Here is a 16,155-nt window from a genome sequence, read left to right as displayed (position 1 = left end):
TCCGGCCAGAAACTGGTGGGAACAGACGTGTCATCCGTCCTCCAACTCAAGAACGTGCGCAAGGCCTTTGCCAACGTACCGGCGCTGGTCGGCGTTGATGCTGCACTTGCCGAGAACGCCTACATCTCGCTCCTTGGACCGAGTGGTTCGGGCAAGACCACGCTGTTGCGCATCATTGCGGGCTTCGAACAGCCTGATCGCGGCGAGATCCTCTTCGCCGGCAAACGCATCGACGGCGTGCCGCCGCACGAACGCGGCATCGGCTTTGTCTTTCAGAACTTCGCGCTCTTTCCGCATCTGAGCGTTGCCCAGAACATTGCCTTTGGCCTCGAAAACCGTGCCATCGATCCGGTCACCGAACAGAAGGTCGTTGCGGCCAGGGTACGTGACATGATCGCTCTCGTTGGTCTCTCGGGGCTTGAGGATCGTGCAACCACGCAGATCTCCGGTGGCCAGAAGCAGCGTGTAGCGCTTGCCCGCACGCTGGTGACCGAGCCCAGCATGGTGCTGCTCGACGAGCCGCTTGGCGCACTTGATGCCAACCTGCGCACCCGCATGCGCGGCGAGCTCAAAGCGATCCGCGAACGCTGCGGCGTAACCTTCTTGCATGTCACGGGATCTGAGACCGAGGCGCTCGCCATGGGAGATACCGTGCTGGTGCTCGACCGTGGTCGCATCGCCCAGTCGGCAGATGCCGGCACGCTCTATAGCCGACCAGTCTCCGCCGATGTCGCTCGCTTCCTTAACTGCTACAACATCTTTGCCGGTGAAGTTGCAGGCGAAACCTTCCGCAGCTCCGTAGGCAACCTGCCGCTCGGTGGTCAGCGCCAGTCATCTGGCCAGCCAGCCTACGCCATACGCTATGACCGTGTCTCGATCCGTCCTCAGGGCATGTCTCCAGCAGGCGACGAGGTTTCGATCGAGGGCAGTTTCGTTGCCAGCGAGTATTCCGGGGCCGCAATCAATTCCTTTTTCGCGCTCGATGATGGTCGCGTCTTCGAAGTGGAGACGCATCTCAGCCATTCGACGCCGGAGGCCTACAAGGAGAAGGGGCGCTATGCGCTCGCCTGGAAACGGGAGGACGCCCTTGTTTTCACCTGAGATGCCTATGCGTGGAAACCTGTGCCTCGCACCCGTCCTTGCCCCATCGGAGAATGAGAGATGACGATGGCCGCTACCAGCCATGACATACCCGTCGAAACGACGGAAAACCCCGCCCGCAAGCAAAAGAACCACAGCGTTTGGTTATTGGCGCCCGGCGTCCTCTGGATGCTGTTCTTCCTTGTCGCGCCAATCCTGATGATGGTCTATGTTTCCTTCTGGACCCAGACCACCTTTAAGATCGAGCCGACGCTGACGCTGAAGAGCTGGGTCACCTTCTTCTCGTCCGAGACCTATCTCGGCGCACTCTGGACCACCATCCGCATCTGGCTGATCGTGCTCGCCTGCACGCTACTCGTGGGCTATCCGGCGGCGCTCTTCGTCGGGCTTTTCGTCAAGAACAAGACGCTGTCCACGGCACTTTTGGTCCTATGCGTCATTCCGTTCTGGACCTCTTTCCTTATTCGCGTGCTGGCCTGGCGGCCGATGCTCGGCAAGGAAGGGGCAATCAATATGATCTTGATGAAGATCGGTGTGATCACACAGCCGATCGAAGTCCTGTTGTTTTCCGAGCTCTCAGTCATCATCGGCATGACGCAGATCTACTGCGTGTTCATGGTCGGGCCAATCGCCTTCATGCTCGGTCGCATCGATCCCTCGGTCATCGAGGCCGCGCAAGATCTTGGTGCCAGCTTCTGGCGCATCTTCCGCACCATTATCCTGCCGCTCTCCATGCCCGGCGTGGTGGTCGGCGCCATCTTCGTCTCGGTCATGGTTCTCGGTGAATTCGCCACGTCCGCCGCGCTTTCCGGGCGCAAGGTCAATCTCCTCGGCAATATCATCGTCACCCAGGTCGGATCGCTGAAATGGGCCTTTGCCGCTGTCGCAGGCGTGGTGTTGACCGTTCTCATGGGCGCGGTCGTTGCCGCCCTGTTGAGGGTCGTCGATCTCAGGAAGGAGCTCTGAGCCATGAACGCATCCGGCATCAAGCTTGGTCTCGGCGTCTACACCGCGATGTTCATCGTCTTCCTCTATGGTCCGCTCGTCGTGCTCGCCATCCTGTCGTTCCAGACAGGACCGGAAGGCGGACCGCAGTTCCCGATCATCGAATGGTCGACATACTGGTACAAGCATCTCTTCGGTCTGACGCCACCGTCGCGCATCGCGCCGCTTCCGATCGAACAGGCACTGGTCCGCTCGCTGGCGCTTGCGGCCATGACCATGGTCGTATCGACAGTGCTCGGCGTCGCCGCCGCCCAGGCCTTCCGCAAGAAGTTCCGTGGCTCCGGAATCGTCTTCTATCTCATCGTACTCGGCATGATGGTGCCTGGCGTCCTCGTTGGCCTTGGCATGGCCCTCGTCGCCAATACTCTCGGCATCGACCGGCATTGGTGGGGCACGGCCTTCGTTCTGCACGTCGTCTACACCTTCCCCTTCGCCTTCCTGGTCATGCTGGCGATCTTCAACCGGTTCGATCCGAGTGTCGAAGAAGCTGCCTGGTCGCTCGGCGTCACTCCGGCGCGCACCTTCCGGAAGATCACCTTTCCGTTGATCTTTCCTGGTGTGCTCTCGGCGATGCTGTTTGCCTTCACGCTCTCCTATGACGAGTTCTCGCGTACCCTTTTTGCCTCAGGCCGTGATCTGACGCTGCCCTTGGCGATCTATGGGACCTTCTCGGTGGAAGTGCATCCCAACGTCTTTGCCTTCGGCGTGCTGACGACACTGTTTTCCTTTGCGCTGCTCGGCACCTATGCCCTGCTGATGGGGCTCTCTGTTCGCCGGGCGCGTCGCATGGCACTCCAGGAGGAGGTGTGATGGCCGATTGCGCACTCGTCACCGGTGCGGGTTCCGGTATCGGCCGGGCTATAGCCCTCAAGCTCGCAGCCGATGGCTACGCCGTCACGGTCAATGACCTCTCGCTTTCGCGGGCAGAGGCTGTTGCCGCGGACATCAAGACGAAAGGCGGACAAGCGATTGCGGTCCCCGGCGATGTCTCCAAGGAGGCTGATGTCTCGGCGATCCACGCAGCCGCCATCGCTGGCCATGGCGAGGTTACGCTGCTGGTCAACAATGCCGGCATCGCCCACCAGTCATTGTTCGAGCACCTAGAGGTTGCCGATTTCGACCGGATGTTTGCTGTTCACGTACGTGGAACTTTCCTCATGACCAGAGCCGTATTGCCGAGCATGCTGGGCTCCGGCGCGGGTGTCATCGTCAACATCGCATCCCAGCTCGGCCAGATTGGCGGCATCGAACTGGTCCACTATTCCAGCGCCAAGGCCGCGATCATCGGCATGACCAAAGCGCTGGCCCGCGAAGTATCGAGCCGCGGCGTGCGCGTCAACGCGGTTGCACCCGGACCGATCAACACGCCACTCGTCATGGAGCTCTCGGAAGAATGGCGCGCTGCCAAACGTGCAAGCCTGCCGCTGGGTCGGTTCGGTGAACCGGAAGAGGTGGCCGAGGTGGTCGCGTTTCTCGCCTCGCCGGCGGCCAGCCTGTTTGTCGGACAGACTCTGGGGCCCAATTCCGGCGACGTCATGCTTTGATTTCGGAGACTGAAATGACTGAACAGAAAAATCGCATCGTGATCGTCACAGGGGCCGGGATCGGGATCGGCAACGCTGCCGCCAGGGCGTTTGCAGCGCTTGGCGACCATGTCGTAGTCACCGATATCCTCGAAAGCCAAGGGCAGGATACGGTAGAAGCGATTACGGCCGCTGGAGGCTCCGCCGAGTTTCACCTCTACGATGTGCGCTCGACCGAGGCGACTGACAGGCTCGTTGCGGATGTAGAGGCGCGGCATGGCCGGATCGATGTGATTGTTGCCAATGCCGGTATCGCCCACCGCACGCCGTTGGCGGCTCTCACCGATGAGAAGTGGGATCTCACCTTCGACATCGACCTCAAGGGCATCTTCCGGCTCGTGCGGGCGGCGGCCCCCGGCATGCGTGCACGCCGTTCCGGCTCGATCATTGCGCTCTCCTCGATCATGGGCGTTGCCTATGGCTGGGACGAGCATGTGCACTATTCCGCGGCCAAGTCCGGCGTCGTGGGCCTCGTGCGGGGCCTCGCGGTCGAGATGGCACGCGACGGCGTACGGGTGAACGGCATCGCACCCGGCTACATCCGCACCGCCCAGCTGCTTTCGGAAGAGAACTCGCTCGGCCCGGCTGGTGCAGAAAAAGCCGCCGAATTCATTCCGATGGGGCGGCTTGGAACACCCGAGGACATCGCTGATGTCGTCGCGTTCCTGGCTTCTGACAATGCGAGATACATGACTGGCCAGGTGCTGGTCGTGGATGGCGGCCTACTTGTCGGCCGTTACTGAACGGCTCCGGTTTCGGGGCAAATAAGGGGGGCGTGGAGCGTCCCCGGGAACGATAAACAAACTGGAGAAGAGACATGTTCAAGTCGGAAATAAATCGCCGCTCGCTCCTGAAGCGCTCGGCTGGCGCCATGGCACTCGCCATGGGTGCGGGTACGCCCTTCCTGTCCTCTCGCATGGCCTTTGCGCAGGCCGCTGACCTTGCGGGCCAGCAACTCCGCACCATCGGCCTTTCGGTAACGGTACAGGAGCGCATTCTCGAAGAATTCAAGAAGGCGTCCGGCGTCGGCACGACCTCCGGCACCGCCGCGACTTTCCCAGACGCGCAGACCAAGATCCTCTCTGGTTCCAAGGATTACGATTGCTGGGAAATCATCGCTGAGCGTCTGCCGTCTATCACCATGACCGATAATGTCGAGCCGATCCCTGCCGCATCGCTCAAGAACTGGGCCAACATCCGAGATACTTTCACCACGCCCAGCGACAAGTGGGATCGCTCCGCGCAGATTATCGGCCAGATCTGGGCCGATGAGGCGCAGACCGTGCTCAATATGGTTCCGGCCGTCTATAACTATGACTCGATCGGCTACAATCCCGACATTGTCTCGGCAGAAGAGGCCAATACCTGGGCCTGCATCTTCGATCCCAAGTGGAAGGGCAAGTCGGGCCTCAACACTGACCCGCTCATCGCGTTTGGACAGGCTATCATGGCGATGAATTCGCTTGGCCTTTCCGATGTCAAGAACCCTGGCAATCCGACCACAGCCGAAATTGACGAAGCTGCAGCTTTCCTCATTTCGAAAAAGAAGGATGGCCAGTTCCGTGCGCTGTGGGGTGATTTCGGCGAACTCGTCAACCTTATGGCCTCGGGCGAAATGGTCGTCTCCGACGCCTGGCAACCGGCCGTCATGGCCGTCAAGGCACAGGGCAAGCCAGCCAAGTATGCCGTGCCGAAGGAAGGCTATCGTGGCTGGGCCATCGGTCCGTCGATGATCGCGGGCACCGTCAACAGGGAAGCCGTCATCGCCTATGCCGACTACTGGCTCTCGGGCGAACCGGGCATCACCGTTTCCGAACAAGGCTACTACTCGCCGTCCACCAACATCAAGGATGTGATGGCGCCGGAAAAATACGCCTTCTGGTACGAAGGCAAGCCCTGGGTCGGAGCGGAAGAGCGCGGCATCAAGGAAGGCGACCTGCGCGACGGCGGCTCGCTGGAAGAGCGTTCGAAAAACGTGGCTTACTGGCACCAGTGGCCGGAAGAATATGACCACCTCATCCAGAAGTGGGACGAATTCCTCAACGCATAATCCCAAGACGTGTGGACCGGGGCAAGTTGCCCCGGTCCCTGGCCTTCACTTCGGGAGACCCCCATGATTTTCGACCTGGAACTCAACAAAGTCGGCAAGGTTTATGATAATGGCACGCCGGCTGTCATCGACTTCAACCTGTCGGTGAACAAGGGTGAGTTCATCGCCTTCCTCGGTCCATCCGGCTGCGGCAAGACGACTACGCTGCGCATGATTGCGGGCTTCGAGACCATCTCCTCCGGCGATATGATGATCCGTGGCGAGCGCATGAACGACGTGCCGCCACAGCGCCGCCCGACCTCTATGATCTTCCAGAACTACGCCCTCTTTCCGCAATTGACCGTGCGCCGCAATGTCGGCTACGGGCTGGAGGTCAAGGGCATGGCCAAAGCCGAGCGCGAGGCGAAGGTCGACCGCATTCTTGCAACGCTCGGTCTCGAAGACATTGCCGAGCGCAAGCCCGATCGGCTCTCTGGTGGCCAGCGCCAGCGTATCGCGCTTGCCCGTGGTCTCGTCGTCGAGCCGGACATCCTGTTGCTCGACGAGCCGCTTGGCGCGCTCGACGCCAACCTGCGCAAGGCGATCCAGAACGAACTGAAGCTCCTTCAGAAGAGCCTTGGTGTCACCTTCATCTTCGTAACCCATGCACAGTCGGAAGCCTTGGCCCTGTCCGACCGCATCGTGGTGATGAACCAGGGACGGGTGGAGCAGGTGAGCCCGCCGCACCAGCTCTATACCCGACCGAACACCTCCTTCGTCGCCCAGTTCATTGGCCGCAATACGGTCCTGTCGGGGGAGGTTGCCGGGCAGGAAGGCGACGACATCATCGTTTCTACCGGCATCGGCACCCTGGCGGGTCAAGCCAACGGAACGATTGCCGGCAAGGGCCGCGTCAACCTCGTCATTCCCGCCGAAGCCGTCGAGCTGCATTGCGCCACACGGCGCGAGGCGCTGGCCGGCACTCGCAATCTGGTCGATGCCCGCATCGAGCGTTCAGAGGTGGTCGGGCATATCGCCCACCTCATCGCGCGGCTCGGCGATGGCCAGGCCGTTTCGCTCGAAGCCCATGTCGACAAATATCGTCCGGGGGAATTCCCGGCCGGCAGCGACGTATGCCTGAGCTGGAATCCCGCCGAAGCCACCGTCATCCCGGCTCAATAACGATCCAAAAACATTCAAGGAAAAGGAGAAATACCCATGGCTAAGGAGATTTTTTGCAGCTTCGGCGTCGACGTCGATGCGGTCGCCGGCTGGCTCGGTTCCTACGGCGGCGAGGATTCGCCGGATGACATCTCACGTGGCCTTTTTGCTGGCGAAGTGGGCAGCCCGCGCCTCCTGAAGCTGTTCGAACGTTTCGGCATCAAGACCACCTGGTTCATCCCGGGTCATTCGATCGAGACCTTCCCGGAGCAGATGAAGGCGGTGGCTGAAGCCGGCCATGAAATCGGCATTCATGGCTATACCCATGAAAACCCGATCGCCATGACGCGGGAGCAGGAAACCGAGGTCCTCGACAAGTGCATCGACCTTGTCGCCAAGCTCTCCGGCAAGCGCCCGACTGGCTATGTCGCGCCGTGGTGGGAATTCTCAAATGTCACAAACGAGTTGTTGCTTGAGCGTGGCATCAAGTACGATCACTCGCTGATGCACAACGACTTCACACCCTATCGCGTGCGTGTTGGTGATAAGTGGACAAAGATCGACTATTCCAAGAAGCCGTCGGAGTGGATGGTACCACTGACCCGCGGCGAGGAAACCGATCTCATCGAGATCCCGGCTTCGTGGTATCTCGATGACCTGCCGCCGATGATGTTCATCAAGAAGTCGCCGAACAGCCATGGCTTCGTCAACCCGCATGACATCGAGCAGATGTGGCGTGACCAGTTCGACTGGGTCTATCGCGAGATGGATTATGCCGTCTTCCCGATCACCATCCATCCCGATGTTGCCGGCCGCCCCCAGGTCCTGATGATGCTGGAACGTCTCTACGCCTATATGATCAAGCATCCGGGTGTTAAGTTCGTCACGATGAACGAGATCGCCGACGACTTCGCCAAGCGTTTCCCACGCAAATAAACCCGAAGAGGGAGCGGGGTCGCCCGCTCCCTCGCAATACATGAGGCAGGAACGCCATGTGTTCTCTTTGTGGTGTCATTGGTGGCAACGAACACTGGACGGATGCCGTGGCACGGCCGGGCGTCTATACCCGGAATGTCGAAAGGTTCGACCGTCGGCGTGAGCGGGCACGCCGTGTGTCTGCCGCAAACCGTGTCCTGTCCGCCTTCGGCATGAGCCTATCCGATTGGCAGGGTTCTTCCTTCCTGCTTGCCACCCGCACCGGCAAGAACGAGATCATCGAGGACCTCGGCCATCTGTGGCCTGCCGCGGAAAGGCTGTCTGGCCGGGCCTGCGACCCGCTGGATCCGGTTCTGATTGCCCGCCTGGAGGAAGGCCGCCATGGATGATCTTCCTGCGTTTACGCCCGTTCACCTGCTGACCGGATTTCTCGGCTCTGGTAAGACGACGCTGCTGAAACGCCTGCTGGCGGACCCGGCACTGGCAGATACAGCCGTATTGATCAACGAGTTTGGCGAGGTCGGGCTCGACCATCATCTTGTTGAGCGGATCGATGACACAATGGTGTTGCTGCAATCCGGCTGCGTCTGCTGCACTGTTCGCGGCGAGCTTGCCGATGCGCTAAAGGACCTGCATTCCAAGCGAGACCGTGGCTTGGTGCCGCCCTTCACCCGCGTGGTGATCGAGAGCACGGGGCTTGCCGATCCTTTCCCAGTTCTGTCCACCCTGAGATCCGATCCGGTCCTACGGCATCATTTTCGCGCCGGGAGCGTCGTTACCACCGTCGATGCCGTCAACGGCCTCAGGCAGCTCAACACCTACGTGGAATCGAACCGTCAAGTGGCCATCGCCGACCGGATCGTTGTAACGAAGACGGATCTTTCTGGGACCGCGACTGCGGCTTTGCTTTCGCGGCTTGCCGAGCTTAACCCTGATGCCTCCACGCATATCGCGGGCGATGAGGGACCGGATGCAGAAACCTTGTTCGCGGAGGACCATCGCGGCGCGAAGCTGCAGTCTGCCTCAGGGTTTTACTGCGACGCACCGGCAACCCTCCAGACAGCCGAGGGCGTTGCGCATGCGACTGCCATCTCCTCTTTCGTGATCACTGTCCATAATCCGATCGACTGGACAGGGTTCGGGGTCTGGCTCACCATGCTGCTTAACCGCCACGGCGAGCGCGTCCTCAGGGTCAAGGGGATCCTCAATCTTGCAGGGGAAGAGCGCCCGGTCGCTGTTCACGGCGTGCAGCATCTCGTTCACCCGCCCGTGCATCTGGAAGCCTGGCCATCGGCTGATCGAAGCTCGCGCCTCGTCTTTATTGTTGACGGTCTCGACACGAACCTGTTGAAACGGTCCTTCTCTGCCTTCGCCCTGCCGGGTAATGCGCAGGGCCGCTTGCCGCAGGAGGCAGCCGTTGGGGTCCAGAACGCCTAGAGTCCTTGATGAACAAGCATTCCCCGTATCCAAACGCTGCCGCGCCCGCCGTTCATACGGCTGGCAAGCCGAAGTTGCGCGTGCTGGGCACAGCCATATCCCTTCTGGAGGAGCTACGCGTAAAGGCGCAGGCAGATCTCGGTATCGACGTCGTCTTCGACAACAATGACTTCGTGGTCACTCAGCACAAAGCTGCGCAGGAGCCTGACAGCTACGACATCTATGACCAGTGTTTTCATAATCTGGACATCGTCTGGTACTGGCGGGCGGTCCAGCCGATCGAGATTGAGCGGATTGCTCTGTGGGACGAGATAAACGACCTGACCAAAACCGGTCAGATTGGCCCGAGCGCACGCATGGGGCAGGGGGATGTGCCGGCCCGCAAGCTCTATGTCCAGCCGAACTTGGCGCTCGGTGACACGCCGACGAGCCGTATCTCGATGCTGCCAACGACGCATAACTTCGACAGTTTTGCCTATCGTAGTGATGTGGTGGATGGGGCGCAGTCGGTGGCGAGTTGGGCTGCACTCCTAAACGAGCGCTGGGCGGGGCGATGCGCATTGGTTGATGAGCCGGCGATCGGGATTTTCGATGCCGCCCTTGCCGCGCAGGCCGCCGGCTTGATGAACTTCGGCAACATTGGCAACATGACTGTCGCCGAGATCGATCAGTTGATGGATATCCTGGAAGCGCGCCGCAAGGCTGGCTTCTTCCGCAGCTTCTGGCGTACCGCCGAGGATGCCGCCCGCCTGATGATCGATGGTGACACCGACATCCAGAGTATGTGGTCGACCGGCATCGGTATCCTCAACAGCAAGGGATTGCCAGTGGATCAGGCCGCGCCCGTTGAGGGCTACCGGGCATGGCATGGTGGCTTGTGTCTTTCGCGCAGCCTTTCTGGTCGCATGCTCGACATTGCCTACGACTATCTGAACTGGTGGATTTCTGGCTGGCCGGGCGCTGTGGTCGCCCGCCAGGGTTACTATATTTCCACCCCTCAACGCTCGCGCGGTTACATGACTGCTGCCGAGTGGGATTACTGGTATGAAGGCCTTCCTGCCCGGGAGGACCTTCCAGGACCTGACGGCGTGATCCGTATCAAGCGCGGCTCCGTCCGCAGTGGCGGTTCCTACTGGCAGCGTGCCAACGGGATCGCCGTGTGGAACACGACCATGGATGAACACAACTATCTCGTCCGCCGCTGGATGCAGCTTGTCGGACGCGCAGAGAAGGACATTTGACGATGTCACGTTCGATCGCCCAGCTTTCCGCGCTGCTGCAATCCGGAGCCCTCGACGCGGTCGATCTGTTCGAGGAAACCTTCGAAAAGATCGAGGCCCATACCGACAAGGCGATTTTCACGGTGCTTTTGAAGGAGCGGGCGCGCTCGGAGGCAGAGGCTTCGCGTCGGCGAATTCGTGACGGCCGTTCGCTTGGCGCGCTGGACGGGGTTCCGGTCGCCTGGAAGGATTTGTTCGACATCGAGAACTTGCCGACGACCGCGGGCTCTTGCGTGCTGAAATCCAGCGAGCCAGCAAGCCGGGATGCTTCCGTGGTGCGCGCGCTTGGCAGTGCCGGAATGGTCAGTGTTGGCCGCGTCAACATGAGTGAGTTCGCCTTTTCCGGCCTCGGCATCAATCCCCATTACGGCACGCCGCGCAACCCGGCCTCGCCAGAGGGCGAGCACCGCATTCCGGGTGGGTCTTCATCCGGTTCGGGCGTGGCGGTGGCGGCCGGGCTCGTGCCCGTCTCTATCGGGACGGATACCGGCGGATCTATTCGCATTCCGGCGGCTTTCAACGGTGTTGTCGGCTACAAGGCCACGCGTGGCCGCTATTCGATGGACGGTGTCTTTCCGCTAGCCCGGAGCCTCGATTCGCTCGGACCACTCTGCCGCACTGTGCTCGACGCCGCGTGGGTTGATGCTGCCATGCGGGGCATGCCGGCTGGCATGGCCTTGCCGCGTCCGGCCATCCGCGACCTTTCCTTAGTCATTCCAGAAACAGTCTTTTTCGATGACGCGCAATCCGAAGTGGTCGAGGCCTTCGAGCTGGCAGTCGAGGGCTTGGCAAATGCAGGCGCTCAAATCCGCCGCGAAGCGTTCCCCGAGTTCTCAGCAATCTTCGATCTAATGGCGAAGAACGGCGCGTTGGTCACAGCCGAAGCCTTCATTCTCCATCGTGAGCGCATCCTTGGAGCCGCAGCAGCTGATATGGACCCCCGCGTGGTCAAGCGAACGCTATTGGGCGAAAAGATTACGCTTGCTAACTACATGGAGACGCTGGCCGAACGCGAGAGGATGATTGCAAGCTTCGAGGCTCGCCTTGAGCCGGGGGCGTTCATTCTCAGCCCCACGCTCCCGCTCGTCGCGCCTGCGCTTCAACCATTGCTCAACGATGAGGGCCTTTTCTTTCAAACGAACGCGAAGACACTGCGCAACACGCTTATTGGGAATTTTCTTGATTGGTGCGGCGTCTCCATCCCATGCAGTACTCGAGCTGGTGCGATGCCCGCCGGATTGATGATTTCAGGACCGCGGGGAAGTGACGGAAACGTTCTGGCTGTTTCGCATTCAGTTCAAGTTTTTTTGGGCTCGTGATAACCAACTGCACCCGGCAATCCTCAAGTCTTCGGGCTTCCAATACGCTGTCAACCGGTCATGATGAGATCGCTTCTCTCTAAGGGGCCAATTGTAACGACTGGTAGCCGACAGCAACCTCGCAAGCCTCTTCTGAGGGGCGCTGGAGTGCGATTGACTGTTATGGGTAGTCGTCTCGGAGTTCATCGACCTCCATTTTGCACCCATTTCCATCCAATATCCCCAGAGAGTTTGTAGGATTTGTCTGTCTTGTACTCGATGACTCGATGATCCTCCGTGGAGTAGATCCAGATTTTTGTGAGACGAAGGAGGATGTACGAGGGCAATAGCTAACGGCAGCCCGAAACGGCCCTCCTATGTCATTCGTAAAGCGCTGGCGACCGAGGACTAGGACTGAGACAGCCAAGATGCTGACGTTCCGTAGCATCGGGTGAGATCGAAGTGAGACATTCGCGGAGCCGTAGGTTCGACTCCGCCAAGGCTAAAGCCTGGCCAGCTACGCGGTGCCAGTAGGGCATTGCAACGGGAGATTGAAGGCGCCATATGTAGGTATGTTCCTACACGGGAGGCGCATGTGGCCACTATCAGCTTGACCAGCCGTGAATTGAATCATGATGTCGGCCGAGCAAAAAAAGCTGCTGAGGCTGGACCTGTCGTTATCACTGATCGCGGTAGACCTTCGCACGTGTTGATGACGTACGGTGAGTTTGAGCGTAACCGGTGTTCTGCCCCCACATTGCCCGCCGTCGCCTGATCTGTGATCGAACATTCCGTGGATGAGCGACAAGGAGTTTCTCCATGGAGTCTACGTTGGAGGTTCTCACAACGCGGCGGGACAGGCGTGAGCCGCACCGCCATTGGCCTGACGAGGTCAAGGCACGCATCGTTTCGGAGAGCTTGCGACCAGGCGTGACGGTGAATGAAGTGGCCGAACGCTACGGGCTGAAGGCCAACCACCTGTCATCGTGGCGGACGTTGGCTCGGCAGGGCAAGCTGGTGCTGCCAGAGCCCGAAGACGGGGTCGAGTTTGCGGCCATCGTTGTCGATACTCCAGCGCCGGAGCGGCTGGCCGTCAAGGTCGCTTCTCGCGCCGAGATTGTTGTAGGTCCCGTCACGATCCGTCTTGAGGAAGGTGCGTCTGCTGCCCGGATTGCTGCCATCGCCCGAGCTCTGGCGGCGGCGACATGATCTTTCCGTCAAACCGCGTCAGGATCATGGTGGCGACCAAACCCGTCGACTTCCGCAAGGGTCACGACGGCTTGGCGGCGCTGGTGAAGAACGAACTGCACAAGGACCCGTTCACCGGAACGGTTTTCGTGTTCCGGTCTCGCAAGGCGGACCGGTTGAAGCTGATCTACTGGGATGGCTCCGGAATCGTTATGGCCTACAAACGGCTGGAAGAGCACACATTCACTTGGCCCGGCATCAAAGATGGATTGATGACATTGACCCACGCCCAGTTCGAAGCCTTGTTTGCGGGACTTGATTGGCGGCGGGTTCATGCCGTCCAGACGAGGACGCCAGAGGCCATCGAATAGCTGCGGCACGATGACTCAGTACCGCAAATTCAAGAGGCAAATCAGCTCAGGATTTGGTAGTTTCCGGCCATGCTTGATGCCGCCGACCTTCCCGATGATGTTGCTGCCCTGAAGGCGATGCTGATTGCGGCACAGGCACGCGAGGCGGCCAAGGACGTCGCGATAGCCAGCAAAGATGAGCACATCGCCCGCAAGGATGAGCGGATCGAGCGGCTTGAGAAGCTGGTCGCAGCATTCAAGCAGGCAGCCTTCGGACGCAAATCCGAGAAGACCGATCCTGACCAATTCGACCTGGCGCTGGAAGACCTGGAGACGGCTATGGCCGTGATCCATGCCGAGGATGAGGCGGACACTGCTGCAGGAAACAGGATTAGCAAGCCACGTGCGATCAATCGCGGCTCGCTTCCGAAGCATCTCCCGCGTATCGAGGAAGTTATTGAGCCAGAGAGCCTGATCTGTGGCTGCGGCGGTTGCCTGCATTGCATTGGCGAGGATGTCTCCGAGCGGTTGGACGTGATCCCGGCACAGTTCCGCGTGATCGTCACCCGCCGCCCTAAGTATGCCTGCCGTGCCTGCACCGACGGGGTCGTCCAAGCCCCAGCTCCGGCACGGTTGATCCAGGCTGGGCTGCCGACGGAAGCGACCATCGCCCATGTTCTGGTCTCCAAGTATGCGGATCACCTTCCGCTCTGTCGGCAGGCGCAGATCATGAGCCGCCAGGGCATCGATCTCGACCGGTCCACGCTGGCCGATTGGGTCGGTCGGGCAGCCTATGAACTGCGGCCCGTCTTCGATGCGTTGATCGCCGACCTGAAGCGCTCGACCAAGCTGTTCATGGATGAGACCCGTGCTCCGGTCCTGGATCCGGGTTCTCGCAAGACCAAGACCGGATACTTCTGGGCGCTGGCGCGGGATGATCGCTCGTGGGGTGGTGGCGCTCCGCCGGGTGTCGCCTTCACCTATGCTCCTGGTCGGGGAGGCATTCATGCCGAACGGATACTGCAGGGTTTCTCTGGCGTCCTGCAGGTGGATGGGTATGCGGGATACAACAGGCTGATCGCACCAGAGCGTGTCGGCCCAGACATTCAGCTTGCCTATTGCTGGGCGCATGCCCGGCGCAAGCTGGTGGAGATCACCCGCAACGGGTCAGCACCGATTGCCGAGGATGGCGTCAAGCGGATCGGCGAGCTGTATCGTATTGAAGCCGAACTGCGCGGCCTTGATCCCGAGGCTCGTCTCGCTGGACGGCAAGAGCGATCAGCGCCACTGGTCGCAAACCTGCATAGCTGGCTCGTCCATCACCGCGCCCGCGTGGCAACGAAGTCGCCGCTCGGCGAGGCACTGGCCTACCTTGCCAAATACTGGGATGGCCTGCAGCTATTCCTGATCGACGGCCGCGTCGAGATCGACAATAACAGCGTTGAGCGAACTATCCGGCCGATTGCGCTGAACCGGAAGAACGCACTCTTCGCGGGCCATGATGCCGGAGCAGAGAACTGGGCAATCATCGCTTCGCTGATCGAGACGTGCAAACTCAATTCGGTCGATCCCAGTGCGTACCTTACCCGCACGCTCACCGCGCTTGTAAATGGTCATAAGCAGCGTCAGGTCGCGCGCCTCCTGCCTTGGACTTAGGCGACTGATTAGACTTGCCCGTAAGCCGACGGGCGTCTGCGCCCTTCCCACTGGCTTGCCGCCGTTTCACTCTCTTCCACAACGTATCTGAGATGATACGCAGTTGCGGAACCTCTTGGACGATGTGCTGCTCTGGCGCGTTTAGCCGGGATACCCGGCGTTCGCTCACCGGGTTCTTTCGGTATGCGAGCCTATTGAACACCAAGCGACCTATGTACAACTCGTTGTTCAGAATTCCGGTCCCTCTTCGCCGATGGCCTCGGATCGCCGTTCCTCTCCAAGCCTGCCCGCGAGGGCCAACTATACCCTTCTTGTTAAGCCTGTCGGCGATTACGTCCGGACTAGAGCCCTTTGCATACTGTTCGAATATCCAAACGATGACATCGGCTTCGCCGGGATTGATATCCCTCAGGCCTCGGATGGGCTCACCGTCTGCTCCAATGACCTTTTTGATCGCGTAGCCGTAGCAAATGCCGCCAGGCACTCTTCCCTTTTTTGCTACCGTCTTCATTCCTTCTCTCGTGCGATATCGGACCTGTTCCAGCATCTCACTGTTGAGGACGGCCCTAAGGCCAAGCTCCATTGACGACACCTGCGAGCTGCCATGAACGGTCCAGAGTTCGATTTCATGAAAGTGCAGCAGCTTCAGTACTTTCGCGCTGTGCTCAAGGTCTCGCGACAGGCGATCAAGGGTCAGGCAGAGAAGGACGTCGAATGCGCCCTCTCGCGCGCCCTTCAAGGCGGCCTGAAGACCTGGCCTTGTATCGAAGCTAGCGCCGCTTACCCCTGCATCGACAAATGTCTGACAAAGCGTCCAGCCACGCTCCAAAACAAACGACGTTCCCAAATCGATCTGGGTTTCAATGGACGCAGGGTTCTGCTGATCTGTTGAGTAACGCGCGTAGATGACCACTCTCTTGCACATGTCGGCCTCCCAAAGACGATGGAGGTAGAAGGTATCACGACCTGCGCGCTCAGTTGTCGGCGGAGAACAAGTTCATTAAGGAGGTCAAGGTGAGGAGACAACAGCGCTTACGTTTGAGCGTCTGACAGGTGAACGTCACAATATGGTGGATGCGCTTTCAATGCCTGGATTGTCGAATATCGATTTCGATCCGTCTCGATCGGTCA

The 16,155-nt window shown here is 60.0% G+C and carries 16 protein-coding genes and 1 pseudogene; 16 read left to right on the top strand and 1 reads right to left on the bottom strand.

Annotation, left to right across the window (positions count from 1 at the left end; all coding sequences use genetic code 11):
- The first annotated feature begins 27 nt into the window (after window positions 1–27).
- The 16 genes and pseudogenes from E9677_RS18110 (at window position 28) to tnpC (ending at window position 15,024) form a co-directional block, all read left to right on the top strand.
- Window positions 28–1,101, top strand: a complete 1,074-nt coding sequence (locus E9677_RS18110) for an ABC transporter ATP-binding protein (RefSeq protein ID WP_136559435.1) — start codon at window positions 28–30, stop codon at window positions 1,099–1,101.
- Window positions 1,102–1,161: 60 nt separating this feature from the next.
- Window positions 1,162–2,067 (top strand): ABC transporter permease, encoded by a 906-nt coding sequence (locus E9677_RS18105; RefSeq protein WP_136559434.1) that lies wholly within the window; start codon window positions 1,162–1,164, stop codon window positions 2,065–2,067.
- Between the two features lie 3 nt (window positions 2,068–2,070).
- Window positions 2,071–2,916 (top strand): ABC transporter permease, encoded by an 846-nt coding sequence (locus E9677_RS18100; RefSeq protein ID WP_136559433.1) that lies wholly within the window; start codon window positions 2,071–2,073, stop codon window positions 2,914–2,916.
- Window positions 2,916–3,650 carry an SDR family NAD(P)-dependent oxidoreductase gene (locus E9677_RS18095; protein ID WP_136559432.1) on the top strand — a complete coding sequence of 245 codons (735 nt, stop codon included), beginning with the start codon at window positions 2,916–2,918 and terminating at the stop codon, window positions 3,648–3,650. The genes E9677_RS18100 and E9677_RS18095 overlap by 1 nt, the downstream gene beginning before the upstream one ends.
- Before the next feature lie 14 nt (window positions 3,651–3,664).
- On the top strand, window positions 3,665–4,432 hold the full coding sequence (locus tag E9677_RS18090; RefSeq protein ID WP_136559431.1) for an SDR family NAD(P)-dependent oxidoreductase: 768 nt from the start codon (window positions 3,665–3,667) through the stop codon (window positions 4,430–4,432).
- Between the two features lie 74 nt (window positions 4,433–4,506).
- Complete coding sequence (locus E9677_RS18085) at window positions 4,507–5,739, top strand: ABC transporter substrate-binding protein (protein ID WP_136559430.1); 1,233 nt, start codon at window positions 4,507–4,509, stop codon at window positions 5,737–5,739.
- 63 nt (window positions 5,740–5,802) lie between these two features.
- A complete protein-coding gene (locus tag E9677_RS18080; RefSeq protein ID WP_136559429.1) occupies window positions 5,803–6,900 on the top strand; it encodes an ABC transporter ATP-binding protein in 1,098 nt (365 codons plus the stop codon).
- A 36-nt stretch (window positions 6,901–6,936) separates the two neighbouring features.
- Complete coding sequence (locus tag E9677_RS18075) at window positions 6,937–7,815, top strand: polysaccharide deacetylase family protein (protein ID WP_136559428.1); 879 nt, start codon at window positions 6,937–6,939, stop codon at window positions 7,813–7,815.
- Window positions 7,816–7,871: 56 nt separating this feature from the next.
- Entirely contained in the window at window positions 7,872–8,204 is a 333-nt protein-coding gene (locus tag E9677_RS18070; protein WP_136559427.1) for a hypothetical protein, read from the top strand.
- Window positions 8,197–9,252, top strand: a complete 1,056-nt coding sequence (locus tag E9677_RS18065) for a CobW family GTP-binding protein (RefSeq protein ID WP_136559426.1) — start codon at window positions 8,197–8,199, stop codon at window positions 9,250–9,252. Before E9677_RS18070 ends, E9677_RS18065 begins: the two co-directional genes overlap by 8 nt.
- An 8-nt stretch (window positions 9,253–9,260) precedes the next feature.
- The gene (locus E9677_RS18060; RefSeq protein ID WP_136559425.1) at window positions 9,261–10,493 is read left to right on the top strand and encodes an ABC transporter substrate-binding protein; all 1,233 of its coding nucleotides are present in this window, start codon (window positions 9,261–9,263) and stop codon (window positions 10,491–10,493) included.
- A 2-nt stretch (window positions 10,494–10,495) separates the two neighbouring features.
- Window positions 10,496–11,851 carry an amidase gene (locus E9677_RS18055; RefSeq protein ID WP_136559424.1) on the top strand — a complete coding sequence of 452 codons (1,356 nt, stop codon included), beginning with the start codon at window positions 10,496–10,498 and terminating at the stop codon, window positions 11,849–11,851.
- Window positions 11,852–12,425: 574 nt separating this feature from the next.
- Window positions 12,426–12,566, top strand: a pseudogene (locus E9677_RS18050) (type II toxin-antitoxin system prevent-host-death family antitoxin); the annotation flags it as partial.
- Between the two features lie 83 nt (window positions 12,567–12,649).
- Window positions 12,650–13,039 (top strand): IS66-like element accessory protein TnpA, encoded by a 390-nt coding sequence (gene tnpA, locus E9677_RS18045; RefSeq protein ID WP_136559422.1) that lies wholly within the window; start codon window positions 12,650–12,652, stop codon window positions 13,037–13,039.
- On the top strand, window positions 13,036–13,389 hold the full coding sequence (tnpB, locus tag E9677_RS18040; protein ID WP_024707692.1) for an IS66 family insertion sequence element accessory protein TnpB: 354 nt from the start codon (window positions 13,036–13,038) through the stop codon (window positions 13,387–13,389). Before tnpA ends, tnpB begins: the two co-directional genes overlap by 4 nt.
- Window positions 13,390–13,458: 69 nt before the next feature.
- On the top strand, window positions 13,459–15,024 hold the full coding sequence (gene tnpC / locus E9677_RS18035; RefSeq protein WP_136559421.1) for an IS66 family transposase: 1,566 nt from the start codon (window positions 13,459–13,461) through the stop codon (window positions 15,022–15,024).
- Here tnpC and E9677_RS18030 read toward each other — a convergent pair.
- Window positions 14,963–15,949, bottom strand: a complete 987-nt coding sequence (locus E9677_RS18030) for a recombinase family protein (RefSeq protein ID WP_136559420.1) — start codon at window positions 15,947–15,949, stop codon at window positions 14,963–14,965. The two genes, tnpC and E9677_RS18030, sit on opposite strands and share 62 nt — an antisense overlap.
- Window positions 15,950–16,155 lie beyond the last annotated feature (206 nt).

This window comes from Peteryoungia rhizophila (assembly GCF_004912145.1).
GTDB classification, from domain to species: Bacteria; Pseudomonadota; Alphaproteobacteria; order Rhizobiales; family Rhizobiaceae; genus Allorhizobium; species Allorhizobium rhizophilum.
The sequence above is the reverse complement of the archived record's forward strand: the minus strand, read 5'-3'. Positions and strand labels throughout refer to the sequence as shown.

Coding starts and splice junctions, on each gene's coding strand:
- E9677_RS18105 (WP_136559434.1), top strand. CDS start 1,162: ATGACGATGGCCGCTACCAGCCATGACATACCCGTCGAAACGACGGAA.
- E9677_RS18100 (WP_136559433.1), top strand. CDS start 2,071: ATGAACGCATCCGGCATCAAGCTTGGTCTCGGCGTCTACACCGCGATG.
- E9677_RS18095 (WP_136559432.1), top strand. CDS start 2,916: ATGGCCGATTGCGCACTCGTCACCGGTGCGGGTTCCGGTATCGGCCGG.
- E9677_RS18090 (WP_136559431.1), top strand. CDS start 3,665: ATGACTGAACAGAAAAATCGCATCGTGATCGTCACAGGGGCCGGGATC.
- E9677_RS18085 (WP_136559430.1), top strand. CDS start 4,507: ATGTTCAAGTCGGAAATAAATCGCCGCTCGCTCCTGAAGCGCTCGGCT.
- E9677_RS18080 (WP_136559429.1), top strand. CDS start 5,803: ATGATTTTCGACCTGGAACTCAACAAAGTCGGCAAGGTTTATGATAAT.
- E9677_RS18075 (WP_136559428.1), top strand. CDS start 6,937: ATGGCTAAGGAGATTTTTTGCAGCTTCGGCGTCGACGTCGATGCGGTC.
- E9677_RS18070 (WP_136559427.1), top strand. CDS start 7,872: ATGTGTTCTCTTTGTGGTGTCATTGGTGGCAACGAACACTGGACGGAT.
- E9677_RS18065 (WP_136559426.1), top strand. CDS start 8,197: ATGGATGATCTTCCTGCGTTTACGCCCGTTCACCTGCTGACCGGATTT.
- E9677_RS18060 (WP_136559425.1), top strand. CDS start 9,261: ATGAACAAGCATTCCCCGTATCCAAACGCTGCCGCGCCCGCCGTTCAT.
- E9677_RS18055 (WP_136559424.1), top strand. CDS start 10,496: ATGTCACGTTCGATCGCCCAGCTTTCCGCGCTGCTGCAATCCGGAGCC.
- tnpA (WP_136559422.1), top strand. CDS start 12,650: ATGGAGTCTACGTTGGAGGTTCTCACAACGCGGCGGGACAGGCGTGAG.
- tnpB (WP_024707692.1), top strand. CDS start 13,036: ATGATCTTTCCGTCAAACCGCGTCAGGATCATGGTGGCGACCAAACCC.
- tnpC (WP_136559421.1), top strand. CDS start 13,459: ATGCTTGATGCCGCCGACCTTCCCGATGATGTTGCTGCCCTGAAGGCG.
- E9677_RS18030 (WP_136559420.1), bottom strand. CDS start 15,949: ATGTGCAAGAGAGTGGTCATCTACGCGCGTTACTCAACAGATCAGCAG.